The sequence below is a fragment of the Streptomyces sp. NPDC026377 genome, assembly GCF_055567715.1.
This window is the reverse complement of sequence record NZ_JBVHPV010000009.1, coordinates 13,588-26,493: the sequence shown is the minus strand read 5'-3', so window position 1 is coordinate 26,493 and position 12,906 is coordinate 13,588. Positions and strand designations below refer to the sequence as shown.

Here is a 12,906-nt window from a genome sequence, read left to right as displayed (position 1 = left end):
GTGATTCAGATTGACCACGCCTCGTGGAGCCGTTCTCTGCGGGCCATTTTCGGCGAGGGCATGTTCGCGGCCGTGGGTCCGCGGCGGAGTGAAGACTGGCGACACGACGCCCTCGACGTTATGCATCTTCGGGCGGAGGATCCGCGCGGCTGGGCGGAGCTTGCGTTGGCGCCCGGAGGCGGCGTCTATGGTAAGGGAATGGAAAATCCGTTCAGCGCTGTCACGATCGCTGACTTCCAAGCTGCCTTTCCTGTTTCCAGAAAGGGTGCGGAACAAATCCTGGTCACTCTCCAAGGTGAATGGTTCCAGGCGGAAGATATCCCGGACTTCCAAGCGAGGGAGATCGAGTTGTCCCTGCACGCTGGATCGATCTTGTCCAGATTCGGGGAAGATGCGCTCTTCTATACGAACGCCGCAGCGGCGCAGCAGAATCCTCATGGCGACATGCTCCGTCGCGAGGGCGTCTATGAGGGCTTCACCAGTCACGTCATGGATTGTGGTGTAATCGCTGTCTCTGCCACCGAAGTCGGCGTCTTCTGGGGCTTCACGATTGACTGAGGATTTCCCTTGCGTACCCGTTCAGCTACCTACCCCGACCGTGCCACCGCACAGTGGTGTACCCAGCAGGTCGTCACACGCAACGAGCAGGCCGTACATCGCTGGCTCGCTCAGGGCACGCGACCGAGGCTCACCATTGAGGCATCTTGGCCGTCGCGCCGGGAACCGGTCGGGCGTGTACTGCTCCAGGCGATGATGCTTGCCGGTCACGGGCCCGTTGACGTACGGGCCGCGCGGGTGACGCTGAGGCGTGAAGTGTCGAGTCCGCATGGTTTCGTCGTGCACGCCACCTACCCGATCTACGTATGAGGGTGCCGCAGTGTCTATGAAGCCGCTTGAGTTCGATCGCCGGTACGGTGAACTCGATGTCGTCGTCGCGGCCTTTGTCGGACAGGAACCGGAGAGTCCGGAGCCAGACACGGTGCCGTCGGCGCTCGAGGCGTACCTGCGGCACACCTGGCACACCAGGCCCTGGGCGCTCTCTGTTGCAGAACAACAACTCCGGGAGTACGCGCGGAACCCTCCCGGCCGCTTGCGGTTGCGCCTCGGTGAGTTCTATGCGGTACCCGACCTCGGGCTGCCCGAGTCCCGCACACAGAGCTGGTTGTCCGAAATGGCCGATCATGTAAAGCGCAGCATCGAATCCGGTCATGTGCCACCGCCGACCGCACCCCAGACACATTGGGAGTGGCACGCTCGCTTCGCGGAATTGGGGCAGTTCCTCGGCGGATGGTTCTCGCAGGACATGCCTGATGAATTCGCTGACCACGATACTGCGGTTCGAGACTACAAGGAATCGGTAGATCCCCAGCTGGCTGCCCGACTGGTCGGGGAAATCCATGAATTGCTGGCTCTGGGGCTGGAGGCACACGACTACGCCATCGCCGTCGGTGAGTTGGGCATGGAGGTCGAGCCGCCGGTGCCCATGACGACCGAGGAGTGGCTCCATGCGGTGGCGGACAGCCTCGCGATGGCCGGGCCCGGACACGGGAAGAATCATGGGTGAGCGCGGAGTATGAGGGGCTGATTCGGTTCGGCACCGCTGCCGGGGTCTTCCGCCGCCGGGACCGGCGGTCCCTGAGCCGGACGCCCTCTCGCTGAACCCGAGGCGCTGCAGGGTCGTGGCTTTGCGCGATGCTGTCGCGACTGATCCCAGCAGGTGGGTGCCCGGCGGCGGTGTGGCCTCTGGCCAGCATATTCGGCGGCCGGTAGCGTCGTACGCATGAAGATCCTCATCAGCGCCGACATGGAGGGCGCCACCGGTGTCACCTGGCCGGGGGATGTGCTGCCGGGTGCCCCGCAGTGGGAGCGGTGTCGTGCGCTGTTCACCTCCGACGTCAACGCCGCGGCGCTGGGCTTCTTCGACGGTGGTGCCGACGAGGTCCTCGTCAACGAGGCGCACTGGTCCATGCGCAACCTGCTGCTGGAGCAGATGGACGAGCGCGTGCAGATGCTCACCGGGCGCCACAAGTCGCTGTCCATGGTCGAGGGCGTGCAGCACGGTGACGTGGACGGTGTCGCCTTCGTCGGGTACCACACGGGAGCGGGCGCCGAAGGGGTGCTGGCGCACACCTATCTCGCCAACTCCATCACGGGCGTCTGGCTGAACGGGACACGGGCGAGCGAGGGGCTGCTCAACGCCCATGTGGTCGCGGAGTACGGAGTGCCGGTGGTTCTCGTCACCGGCGACGACCTGACCTGCGCGGACGCCGAGGGGTATGCCCCCGGGGCGCGCAAGGTGGCGGTCAAGGACCACGTCTCGCGGTACGCGGCGGTGTGCCGTACTCCCGCGCGTACGGCCGCCGACATCAGGGCGGCCGCGAAGGGGGCCGCTGCCCTGGCGGCGCGTCACGAGGCTGTTCGGGGCGGGCCCTTCACCGTCGAGGTCGAGTTCGACGCGGAGCACCTGGCGATGGCCGCCACGGTGGTCCCGGGCGCGGAGCGCACCGGTGAGCGCCGCGTCGCCTACACCAGCGACACCATGTACGAGGGCATCCGCACCTTCAAGGCGGTCACCACGATCGTCTCGGCCGCGGTGGAGGAGCAGTATGGCTGAGCACATCGACGCGCGGGCGCTGGAGGAGGTGGTGGCCTTCACCTCCGAGCTCATCCGCATCGACACCACCAACCGGGGCGGCGGCGACTGCCGCGAGCGCCCCGCCGCGGAGTACGTGGCGGAGCGGCTCGCCGCCGCCGGCCTGGAGCCCACCTTGCTGGAGCGGACGCCGGGGCGCACCAACGTGGTGACGCGCATCGAGGGCACCGACCCCTCGGCCGACGCGCTCCTGGTCCACGGCCACCTCGACGTGGTGCCCGCCGAGCCGGACGACTGGAGCGTGCACCCCTTCTCCGGGGAGGTCCGCGACGGCGTGGTGTGGGGGCGGGGCGCCGTCGACATGAAGAACATGGACGCGATGGTCCTCACGGTCGTCCGGGCCTGGGCGCGCGCGGGCGTGCGCCCCCGCCGGGACATCGTCATCGCCTACACCGCGGACGAGGAGGCCAGCGCGGTCGACGGCTCCGGCTTCCTCGCCGACCACCACCCCGGCCTCTTCGAGGGGTGCACCGAGGGCATCAGTGAATCCGGCGCGTTCACCTTCCATGCCGGCCCCCGCCTCGAGCTGTACCCGATCGCGGCGGGCGAGCGTGGCACCGGCTGGCTGAAGCTCACCGCGCACGGCCGGGCGGGCCACGGCTCCAAGGTGAACCCGGCCAACGCGGTCAGCCGCCTGGCCGCCGCGATCGCCCGGATCGGGGAGCACCGCTGGCCGGTCCGGCTCACCCCGACCGTCCGGGCGGCCCTGACCGAGCTCGCCGCGCTGTACGGGATCGACGCCCACCCGGAGACCAGCGGCTTCGATATGGACGAGCTCCTGGGCAAGCTCGGCCCGGCCGCCGCCCTGGTTGAGCCGACCGTCCGCAACAGCGCCAACCCGACGATGCTGCAAGCGGGTTACAAGGTCAACGTGATCCCGGGGCACGCCACGGCGTATGTGGACGGCCGCTTCCTGCCGGGCGCCGAGGACGAGTTCCGCGACACGCTCGACCGGCTCACCGGCCCGGACGTCGACTGGGAGTTCCACCACAACGAGGTCGCCCTCCAGGCACCGGTGGACACCCCGACGTACGCCAAACTGCGCGCGGCCGTGGAGAAGTTCGCCCCCGAGGGGCATGTCGTGCCGTACTGCATGTCCGGCGGAACCGACGCCAAGCAGTTCTCCCGGCTCGGCATCACCGGATACGGTTTCTCGCCGCTGAGGCTGCCGCCCGGCTTCGACTACCAGGCGCTGTTCCACGGCGTCGACGAACGGGTCCCGGTGGACGCCCTCCATTTCGGCGTGCGGGTCCTCGACCACTATCTGCGTTCGGCATAGGGGGAGTGGGAAGACATGGTGCCCATCGGGCCTTACGGAACCTGGCCGTCGCCCATCGACGCCGAGCTCGCCGCCACCCGCGACGGCTCGCCCGACTTCGTCGGCGTCGTCGGAGAGGAGGTGTGGTGGACCGAGCCGCGCCCCACCGAGGGCGGCCGCCGCGCCCTGGTCCGCCGCCGGGCGGACGGTACCACCGAGTCTCTGCTGCCCCCTCCGTGGAACGTACGCAGCCGGGTCGTCGAGTACGGCGGTGTGCCGTGGGCGGCGACGACGCGGGAGACCGGTGGCCCGCTCGTGGTCTTCGCCCACTTCCCGGACCAGCGGCTGTACGTGTACGAGCCGGACGCCCCGGGGCAGCCCAGGCCGCTCACCCCGCTCTCGGCGGTGGGGGAGGGGCTGCGCTGGGCCGACCCCGTCCTCGTGGCCGGGCGCGGCGAAGTGTGGTGCGTCCTGGAGGAGTTCACCGGCGACGCGCCCACCGACGTGCGCCGGGTCCTCGCGGCCGTACCACTCGACGGCTCGGCCGCCGAGGACCGCGGCCGGGTGCGCGAGCTCTCCGACGGGCGGCACCGCTTCGTCACCGGCCCCCGGCTCTCCCCGGACGGCTCCCGAGCGGCCTATCTCGCCTGGGACCACCCGGACATGCCGTGGGACGGCACCGAGCTGATCCTCGCGGAGGCGGGGGAGGACGGCGTCCTCGCGGCCGCGCGCCCGGTCGCGGGCGGGCCCGGCGAGTCCATCGCGCAGGTGGAGTGGGCGCCCGACGGCCGGCTCCTGTTCTCCTCCGACCGCACCGGCTGGTGGAACCTCTACCGGGCCGACCCGGCGCCCACGGACCCCCTCTCCTCCGGTCCGGCGGACCGCGAGGGCGCGGCGGTGGCGCTGTGTCCCCGTGAGGAGGAGTTCGGCGGTCCGCTCTGGCAGATCGGCCGCCGCTGGTTCCAGCCCCTGGACAGCGGTCTGATCGCCGTGGTCCACGGCCGGGGCTCGACCGCGCTCGGCATACTCGACCCGGAGAGCGGCGAGGTCGTCGACGCGGCCGGGCCCTGGACCGCCTGGCAGGGGACGCTCGCGGTGCACGGCAGCAGGATCGTCGGGGTCGGCGCGAGCCCGCGCACGGCGGCCGAAGTGGTCGAGCTGGACACCCGCTCGGGCCGCACCCGGGTGGTCGGCCGCCCCCATGAGGACGCGGTGGACCCGGCGTACTACCCGGAGCCGCAGATCCGCACCTTCACCGGCCCGGGCGGCCGCGACATCCACGCCCTGGTCTACCCGCCGCACCACCCCGGCCGGACGGCGCCCGCCGAGGAGCTGCCGCCGTATGTGATCCGGGTGCACGGCGGCCCCACGGGCCAGGTCCCCCTCGTCCTGGACCTGGAGATCGCCTACTTCACCTCGCGCGGCATCGGCGTGGCCGAGGTCAACTACGGCGGCTCCACGGGGTACGGACGGGAGTACCGCGACCGGCTGCGCGAGCAGTGGGGCGTCGTCGACGTCGAGGACTGCGCGGCCGTGGCCCGCGCGCTCGCGGACGAGGGCACCGCCGACCCCCGGCGCCTGGCGATCCGGGGCGGCAGCGCGGGCGGCTGGACCGCGGCGGTCTCCCTCGCCACCACCGACGTCTACGCCTGCGGGACCCTCCTCTACCCTGTCCTCGACCTCACCGACTGGTCCTCGCCCGAGGGCACGCACGACTTCGAGTCGCAGTACACGGAGTCCCTCATCGGCCCCCGCGCCGCATACCCCGGGCGGTACGCGCAACGCTCGCCGATCACCCACGCGGAGCGGATCGACGTGCCGTTCCTGCTGCTCCAGGGGCTCGACGACCCGATCTGCCGGCCCGCCCAGTGCGAACGGTTCCTGGCCAGGACGGCGGGCCGCGGCATCCCGCACGCGTACCTCGCCTTCGAGGGCGAGGGCCACGGATTCCGCCGCGCCGACACCCTCATCCGCGCCCTGGAGGCCGAACTGTCCCTGTACGCGCAGGCGTTCGGCATCGACCGGTCGGACATCCCCCGACTGGAGCTGGACAAGTGACCCCGGCACACCACACCCCAGCCCCGCTCACCCGGCCCCCGCGGCTGCGTCCGGGCGCCCGGGTGGCGGTGGTGGCCCCCAGTGGTCCCGTGGTGGGCGAGCGGCTCGACGCCGGGCTCGACATCCTGCGCGGCTGGGACCTCGACCCGGTCGTGATGCCCCATGTCCGCGACCGGCACCCGGAGTTCGGCTACCTCGCGGGCGGCGACGAGGGCAGGGCGCGCGACCTCCAGCAGGCGTGGTGCGACCCGTCGGTCGACGCGGTGCTCTGCGCGCGCGGCGGGTACGGGGCGCACCGCATGGTGGACCTGGTCGACTGGAGCGCCGTGCGTGCCGCCGGGCCCAAGGTGTTCGTCGGCTACAGCGACGTGACCGCGCTGCACGAGGCGTTCGCGGCGCGCCTCGGGCTCTCCACCCTGTACGGGCCGATGGTGTCGGCCGAGACGTTCCTCAAGGACGACCCGACCCAGCGCTCCCTGCGCGCCACGCTCTTCGAACCCCAGGCGGCCCGCACGCTCGGAGGGGAAGGCGCCCGCCCCATGGTTCCGGGGCGTGCCCGGGGGATCACGGTGGGCGGCTGCCTCGCCCTGCTCGCCGCGGGCCTGGGCACCCCGGACGCCCTGGCCTCGGTCCGCGGCGGGCTGCTGCTCCTGGAGGACGTGGGGGAGGAGGACTACCGGATCGACCGCATCCTGACCCAGCTGCTGCGCTCGGGATGGCTGGACGGGGTGGCCGGAGTGGTGCTCGGCTCCTGGGAGGCGTGCGGACCGTACGAGAAGGTGCGGGCCGTCCTTGCCGACCGGCTCGGCCCGCTCGGCGTGCCGGTGGTGGAGCACTTCGGCTTCGGCCACTGCACCCCCTCGCTCACCATGCCGCTCGGGGTGCCCGCGGTGCTCGACGCCGACGCGGGCACACTCACCCTGGAGGTGCCCGCGCTGGTGTAGGCCGTACGCCGGGAAGGTGCGCGCGCGGCAGCCGTGGTTACAGGGCCGCGTACCCCGGGCGGACCAGCTCGTCGATGATGCGGCGGCGCTCCGGGAGCGGCAGGAACGCGGCCTCCACGGCGGCCACGGTGAACTGCTCGAACACCTCGGGCCCGTAGCCGAAGGCGTCCACCATGTGCTGGAACTCCTCGCTCATGGTGGTGCCGGAGACCAGCCGGTTGTCGGTGTTCAGGGTGACCCGGAAGCCGAGGCGGCGCAGCAGGTCGATCGGGTGCGAGGCGTAGTCCTTGGCCGCGCCCGTCTGGAGGTTCGAGGTCGGGCAGACCTCCAGGGCGATGCGGTTGTCGCGCAGGTAGGAGGCGAGGTGGCCGAGGTCGGCCGTGCCGTCCTCGTGGACCGTGATGTCGTCGGTGATCCGCACCCCGTGGCCGACGCGCTCAGCGCCGCAGATCTGCACGGCCTCGTGGATCGACTCGGCGCCGACGGCCTCGCCCGCGTGGATGGTGAAGTGGCAGTTCGACCGCTTCAGGTGCTGGAAGGCGGGGAGGTGGCGGGCCGGCGGGTTGCCGATCTCGCCGCCCGCGATGTCGAACCCGGCCACCCCGCGGTCGCGGTGCGCCACGGTCAGCTCGGCGATCTCCAGGGAGCGGTCGGTGTGGCGCATCCCGGTGAGCAGGGCGCGTACGGTGATCCGCCCGCCGGCGCGGCGCTCGCCCTCGCGCAGGCCCGCGTTCACCGCCTCGACGACCTCGTCGAGGGTGAGCCCGCCCTCCAGGTGCTGCTCGGGCGCGTACCGCACCTCCGCGTAGACGACCCCGTCCGCCGCCAGGTCCTCGGCGCACTCCGCCGCGATCCGCTCCAGCGCCTCGCGGGTCTGCATCACCGCGCAGGTGTGGGCGAAGGTCTCCAGGTAGCGCTCCAGCGAACCGGAGTCCGCCGCGTCGCGGAACCAGACCGCGAGCTCCGCCGGGTCCTCGGTCGGCAGGCCCTCGTAGCCGCAGTCGCGGGCCAGCTCGACGATCGTGGCGGGACGCAGACCGCCGTCGAGGTGGTCGTGGAGGACGGCCTTGGGCGCGCGGCGTATCCAGTCGGCGACGGGCTGGGCGGCGGAGTTGTCAGACAAGTGCATGACCGGGGAGTGTACAGCCTCGGCGTAGACGGCCTAGCCCCCGTGGAGCACCGGCAGGGCCGGGGCCCCGCTCGGCAGTACGTGCTTGGCGGCGAGGACGGGGGTGCCCGCCACCCGTACGACCTGCGTGACCAGGACGGCCGGGGTCTCCGCCGGGCGCTCCAGCTGCCCGCCCCTGCGGCGCCCGAGCAGGGTCGCCGTCACCCCGCTGTGCGCGCTCAGCGGTACGCCCCGGGAGGCGTCGGCGAGCACCGCGAGCATCGATCGTGCGGGCTCGTCGGCCAGGGCGGCGGCGAAGGCGGGGTGCAGCCGTTCCAGCACGTCCTGGGGCGCGGCCCACTCGTGGCACAAGGCCACCGCCATCCCCTCTGCGGCCAGCACGGTCTCCCAGAACCGCAGCTCCGCACCGGCGCCGGGGAGCAGGTGCTGGGTGGTGAAGTCGGTCGGCTCCTCGACGCTGCGCAGCAGCGCGCGCACCCGCACGGGTCCGCCCGTCCCGAGCAGCTCCTCCAGCGGCTGGAGCTGCTCGAAGCCGCGCCGGGGCGGCCGGTCGTTCACGGTCCGCCCCACGCCCCGGCGTACCGAGAGCAGTCCGTCCTCCTGGAGCAGCAGCAGCGCCTCGCGCAGCGCCGGGCGGCTGACCCCCAGCTCGCCCGCGAGCCTCGGCTCCGAGGGCAGGGTGGAGCCCGGCGGGTAGGTGCCGTCGTGGATCGCGTCGGCGATCCGCTCGTACAGGGCGACGACCGGCCTGCGCTGCTGTCCGCTGACTGCCATGGCGCAAGCATGGCCCGGCCTCCACTTGTCTGACAAGGCGGCCCGGAGGTCGGCGGCCCGGAGGGCGGCGGCTCGGAGGCCGGGGGGCTCGGAGGCCGGGGGGCTCGGTTGGAGCCGCCGTTCACCCGTACGGCCCGGTCCGGCGCTCCTTCCCGTACGGCATCCGCTCATCCTGTACAGCAGGAGTGGCACACCCCCCGGTGGCGGCTGCCTCCTCCTCCGGCGCCACGCGGCCGACAGGAGCGGCCGGTACGGGCGGGGGGACGGGTGGGCGGCGTGGAGGTGCCCCGTCCGGGCGCAACTACCGGTATATCGTGGGCCGTTGACACGGCACACGGTACGGACGAGGAGTGCGAGCATGAAGTTCAAGGCCACGGTCATCCCGTCCGGCAACGCGCTGGGCGTCGAGGTGCCGCAGAACGTCATCGACGAGCTCGGACAGGGCAAGCGGCCCCCCGTGGTGGTCGAGATCAACGGCCACTCCTGGCGTACCCGGGTCGCCGCCATGCGCGGTCAGATCCTCATCGGCATCAGCGCGGCCAACCGCGAGGCGAGCGGTGTCGACCTGGGCGAGGAGGTCGAGGTGGACCTCCGGCTCGACGACGAGCCGCGTGTGGTCGAGGCGCCGGACGACCTCGCGGCCGTCCTCGACGCGGACCCCGCGCTGCGCGGGGCGTACGAGCGGATGGCCTTCAGCCTCAAGCGCAAGCAGGTCGGGGAGATCGAGAGCGCCAAGAGCCCCGAGACGCGGCAGCGGCGCATCGACAAGCTGGTCGAGTCGCTCCGGGGCAAGTGACGTCCCAGCACCTTGCCCCAGTGGCCCCGGCCGCCCGGCCTGCCGCACCCGCCCCCCTGATCACCCGCGCCGCAGCGGGCGCGAGGGCCCCGCCAAAGGCGCTCGGGACCACCTACCCCGCAAGCCCTGCCCGCCCCACCCCCAGTACCCTGACCCCGTGCCCGACAAGATCGCGTATCTCGCCCAGGGTCCCCGTGTGGGTCTCCGGTCCTTCGGCCTCGAGGACGCGGAGGAGTTCACCGCGCTCGCCCGGGCGAGCCGGTCCCTGCACGCGCCGTGGCTCTTCCCGCCGACCGACGCCGACGCGTACGCCACCTACGCGGAGCGGCTGCTGGCGGACCCGACCCGGTACGGGTTCCTCGTCTGTACCCGCGAGGACGGCCGGATCGCCGGGTTCATCAACATCAACAACGTCGTCCAGGGCGCGTTCCTCAGCGGCGCCCTCGGCTACGGCGCCTTCGCGCACGCCGCCGGGTGCGGGCTGATGAGCGAGGCGCTGGACGTGGTCACCCGGTACGCGTTCGCCACCCTCGGGCTGCACCGCTTGGAGGCCAACATCCAGCCGGGCAACCTCGCCTCCCTCGCCCTGGTGCGCCGCGCCGGATTCCGGCTGGAGGGGTTCTCGCCCGACTTCCTCTTCATCGACGGCGCCTGGCGCGACCACCAGCGCTGGGCGATCACGGCGGAGATGGTCGAGCCCCGCTGACTCCCCGCCGGGCGGCGGCCTTTGCGCAATCCTGACCAGGGGCTCCTCTGGTCAGCGCGGCGCGTGCCGTGTTCCATGGTCACGGGGCGGCCACGGGGACGGGCCGGCCGACCGCGTGAGGGAATGAGGTTGTCTTGGCCACGACCGTGCGACGTTCCGTACTGACCCTGCCCGCCGCTCCGCTGGGACAGCCCAACCCGCTGCCCGCGCTGCGGCCCTTCGACGAGGCGCACTCCGCCGATGAGCGGGCCGGGCGAGCCGGACACGCCCGCGAGGACCTGCCGCGCGACATGGCCCGGCAGATCGGCTACCGGCCGCTGGGCACCGTCCTGCCGGTACGGATCCTCGACGGCTACGGCCGGGAGCGCACCCCCACCGGCCTGGACACCCTCGTCCTGGAGAACGCGCGGCTGCGCGTCACCGTCCTGCCGGGCCTCGGCGGCCGGATCCGCTCCCTCCTCCACAAGCCGACCGGCCGCGAACTCCTCTACGTCAACCCCGTCTTCCAGCCCGCCGGCTTCGCCCTGAACGGCGCCTGGTTCTCCGGTGGGATCGAGTGGAACATCGGCGCCACCGGCCACACCACCCTCGCCTGCGCCCCCGTGCACGCGGCCGTCGTCCCGGCCCCCGACGGCGGGGAGATGCTGCGCCTGTGGGAGTGGGAGCGGCTGCGCGACCTGCCGTTCCAGGTGGACCTCTGGCTGCCCGAGGACTCCGACTTCCTGTACGTGGGCGTACGGGTGCGCAACCCGCACGAACGGACCGCGCCCGTCTACTGGTGGTCCAACACCGCCGTGGAGGAGGGGACGCGCACCCGCGTCCTCGCTCCCGCCGACAGTGCCTGGCACTTCGGGTACGCGCGCACCCTGCGGCGGGTGCCGGTCCCGGAGTGGGACGGCGCCGACCGTACGTACCCGCTGCGCGGCGAGCATCCCGCCGACTACTTCTACGAGGTGCCCGACGGCACCCGCCGCTGGATCGCCTCGCTCGACGCGTCCGGGCAGGGCCTGGTGCAGACGTCGACCGACCTGCTGCGGGGGCGCAAACTGTTCCTGTGGGGCACGGGCCGGGCCGGGCGGCGCTGGCAGGAGTGGCTCACCGAACCCGGCACCGCCGGCTACGCCGAGATCCAGGCGGGCCTGGCCCGCACCCAGCTGGAGCACGTTCCGCTGGAGGCGGGCGGGGAGTTCGCCTGGCTGGAGGCGTACGGGCCGCTCGCCGCCGCCCCCGAGCGGGTGCACGGCGACGACTGGCGCGCGGCCCGCGAGGAGGTGGCGCGGCGGCTGGAGGCGGCACTGCCGCGCGCGAGCGTCGACGAGGCGTACGCGGCCTGGCGCCCGTACGCCGACGCCGAGCCCACCACCACCTTGGCCGCCGGGTCCGGCTGGGGCGCGCTCGAAGTGCTGCGCGGGAACCTGAAGCTGCCGGGCACGCCGTTCCCCGAGTCGACGCTCGGCGAGGAGCAGGCGCCCTGGCTGGAGCTGCTGAACGCGGGCGCGCTTCCCGAGCCGCGCCGGGTCGTGCCGCCGGGGCCGACCCTGGTGGCGCCGCACTGGCGGGACATGCTGGAGACGGCGCCCGCCTCCCCGCTCACCGAGTACCACCTCGGGGTCGCGCAGTGGTACGCGGGCGACCGGGCGCAGGCGGTGCGCAGTTGGGAGCGCGGGCTGCCGCTCGCGCCCTCGCGCTGGCCGCTGCTGCGCTGTCTGGCCGTCGCGGACCGGCTCGCGGGCAACCAGGGCCGGGCCGCCGACCTCTACGCCGAGGCGTTCGACGACCTGTGCCAGGAGCGCCGGGAAGGGGAGCACTGGGTGGCCGCGACCGCCGCCCTGGGACGTGAGGCCATCACGGCCCTGCTCGCGGCGGGGCGGCCGGACGGCGCCCGCGCGGTCTGGGACCGGCTGCGGGACCCCGTACGGGCACGCGGGGCGTTCCGGTTCCTCGAGGCCCGGATCCTGCTGGCCGAGGGGGACTTGGCGGGGGCGCGGGGCGTCTTCGACGCGGGGTTCGAGGTGGCGGACCTGCGCGAGGGGGCGGAGGTGCTGGAGGAGGTGTGGTCGCGGATCACGGACGATCCGCTGCCGGACCGGTACGCGTACCGGATGCGGCCGCCGTCCTGCTGAGGGGCGTGCCTCCGGCCCCGGGCGGGGCTTGTGGCACCCCCCCCCGCGCCCCCTCGGGTGCGCACCCGCCCCGCATCACCACCCGCGCCCCCGCACGCGCGTCACCCCCGGTGGTCCACGTACTCGAACACCGAGCCGTCCGGGTGGACCGCGATCAGGTTGCGGCCCACCGGGGTGGGGACCGGGCCCGCGATGACGCGCGCACCCACCCCGGTCAGGGCGCGGTAGGCGTCGTCGACATCCCTCACGGCGATCGTGGCCGACACCTTGCGCAGGATCTCCAGCTCCGACTCCGGACCGCTCATCAGCAGGAAGCAGCCGACCGCGGCGACCGAGACCCCGCCGCGTTCGAAACGCAGGGCCTTGCTGTTGACCAGGCCTTCGTAGAAGGCCACCGAGGTCTCCAGATCGTCGACGCAGATGCGCAAAGTGGTACCGAGGATCTCCATGCGAACGAGCCTAGTT

At 72.8% G+C, this 12,906-nt stretch carries 13 protein-coding genes; 10 read left to right on the top strand and 3 right to left on the bottom strand.

The window, feature by feature from the left end:
* The 7 genes from ACZ4MU_RS19770 (at nt 1) to ACZ4MU_RS19740 (ending at nt 6,913) form a co-directional block, all read left to right on the top strand.
* Nucleotides 1-558, top strand: coding sequence for a hypothetical protein (locus tag ACZ4MU_RS19770; RefSeq protein ID WP_467878047.1), 558 nt, complete (start codon nt 1-3; stop codon nt 556-558).
* A gap of 9 nt (nt 559-567) precedes the next feature.
* On the top strand, nt 568-867 hold the full coding sequence (locus ACZ4MU_RS19765; protein WP_467878045.1) for an RNase A-like domain-containing protein: 300 nt from the start codon (nt 568-570) through the stop codon (nt 865-867).
* 10 nt (nt 868-877) lie between these two features.
* Entirely contained in the window at nt 878-1,564 is a 687-nt protein-coding gene (locus ACZ4MU_RS19760; RefSeq protein ID WP_467878043.1) for a contact-dependent growth inhibition system immunity protein, read from the top strand.
* A 216-nt stretch (nt 1,565-1,780) separates the two neighbouring features.
* The gene (locus ACZ4MU_RS19755; protein WP_467878041.1) at nt 1,781-2,614 is read left to right on the top strand and encodes a M55 family metallopeptidase; all 834 of its coding nucleotides are present in this window, start codon (nt 1,781-1,783) and stop codon (nt 2,612-2,614) included.
* Nucleotides 2,607-3,932 carry a M20/M25/M40 family metallo-hydrolase gene (locus ACZ4MU_RS19750; RefSeq protein WP_467878039.1) on the top strand — a complete coding sequence of 442 codons (1,326 nt, stop codon included), beginning with the start codon at nt 2,607-2,609 and terminating at the stop codon, nt 3,930-3,932. The genes ACZ4MU_RS19755 and ACZ4MU_RS19750 overlap by 8 nt, the downstream gene beginning before the upstream one ends.
* A gap of 15 nt (nt 3,933-3,947) precedes the next feature.
* Nucleotides 3,948-5,969, top strand: a complete 2,022-nt coding sequence (locus ACZ4MU_RS19745; protein ID WP_467878037.1) for a S9 family peptidase — start codon at nt 3,948-3,950, stop codon at nt 5,967-5,969.
* A complete protein-coding gene (locus ACZ4MU_RS19740) occupies nt 5,966-6,913 on the top strand; it encodes a S66 peptidase family protein (protein ID WP_467878034.1) in 948 nt (315 codons plus the stop codon). The genes ACZ4MU_RS19745 and ACZ4MU_RS19740 overlap by 4 nt, the downstream gene beginning before the upstream one ends.
* A gap of 37 nt (nt 6,914-6,950) precedes the next feature.
* Here ACZ4MU_RS19740 and ACZ4MU_RS19735 read toward each other — a convergent pair whose 3' ends face one another.
* Both ACZ4MU_RS19735 and ACZ4MU_RS19730 read right to left on the bottom strand, forming a co-directional pair.
* A complete protein-coding gene (locus ACZ4MU_RS19735) occupies nt 6,951-8,042 on the bottom strand; it encodes an adenosine deaminase (RefSeq protein ID WP_467878031.1) in 1,092 nt (363 codons plus the stop codon).
* A 33-nt stretch (nt 8,043-8,075) separates the two neighbouring features.
* Complete coding sequence (locus ACZ4MU_RS19730) at nt 8,076-8,816, bottom strand: GntR family transcriptional regulator (RefSeq protein WP_467878029.1); 741 nt, start codon at nt 8,814-8,816, stop codon at nt 8,076-8,078.
* A gap of 358 nt (nt 8,817-9,174) precedes the next feature.
* Between ACZ4MU_RS19730 and ACZ4MU_RS19725 the strand changes: the two genes are divergently transcribed.
* The 3 genes from ACZ4MU_RS19725 (at nt 9,175) to ACZ4MU_RS19715 (ending at nt 12,441) form a co-directional block, all read left to right on the top strand.
* Nucleotides 9,175-9,612, top strand: coding sequence for a YdeI/OmpD-associated family protein (locus ACZ4MU_RS19725; RefSeq protein ID WP_467878026.1), 438 nt, complete (start codon nt 9,175-9,177; stop codon nt 9,610-9,612).
* Nucleotides 9,613-9,769: 157 nt separating this feature from the next.
* On the top strand, nt 9,770-10,318 hold the full coding sequence (locus ACZ4MU_RS19720; RefSeq protein ID WP_467878024.1) for a GNAT family N-acetyltransferase: 549 nt from the start codon (nt 9,770-9,772) through the stop codon (nt 10,316-10,318).
* A 134-nt stretch (nt 10,319-10,452) separates the two neighbouring features.
* Nucleotides 10,453-12,441, top strand: a complete 1,989-nt coding sequence (locus ACZ4MU_RS19715; protein ID WP_467878022.1) for a DUF5107 domain-containing protein — start codon at nt 10,453-10,455, stop codon at nt 12,439-12,441.
* Nucleotides 12,442-12,542: 101 nt separating this feature from the next.
* Here the strand turns inward: ACZ4MU_RS19715 and ACZ4MU_RS19710 are convergent, their stop codons facing one another.
* A complete protein-coding gene (locus ACZ4MU_RS19710; protein ID WP_467878020.1) occupies nt 12,543-12,890 on the bottom strand; it encodes a VOC family protein in 348 nt (115 codons plus the stop codon).
* Nucleotides 12,891-12,906: the final 16 nt, after the last annotated feature.

Coding starts and splice junctions, on each gene's coding strand:
- ACZ4MU_RS19725 (WP_467878026.1), top strand. CDS start 9,175: ATGAAGTTCAAGGCCACGGTCATCCCGTCCGGCAACGCGCTGGGCGTC.
- ACZ4MU_RS19730 (WP_467878029.1), bottom strand. CDS start 8,816: ATGGCAGTCAGCGGACAGCAGCGCAGGCCGGTCGTCGCCCTGTACGAG.
- ACZ4MU_RS19750 (WP_467878039.1), top strand. CDS start 2,607: ATGGCTGAGCACATCGACGCGCGGGCGCTGGAGGAGGTGGTGGCCTTC.
- ACZ4MU_RS19735 (WP_467878031.1), bottom strand. CDS start 8,042: ATGCACTTGTCTGACAACTCCGCCGCCCAGCCCGTCGCCGACTGGATA.
- ACZ4MU_RS19710 (WP_467878020.1), bottom strand. CDS start 12,890: ATGGAGATCCTCGGTACCACTTTGCGCATCTGCGTCGACGATCTGGAG.
- ACZ4MU_RS19755 (WP_467878041.1), top strand. CDS start 1,781: ATGAAGATCCTCATCAGCGCCGACATGGAGGGCGCCACCGGTGTCACC.
- ACZ4MU_RS19745 (WP_467878037.1), top strand. CDS start 3,948: ATGGTGCCCATCGGGCCTTACGGAACCTGGCCGTCGCCCATCGACGCC.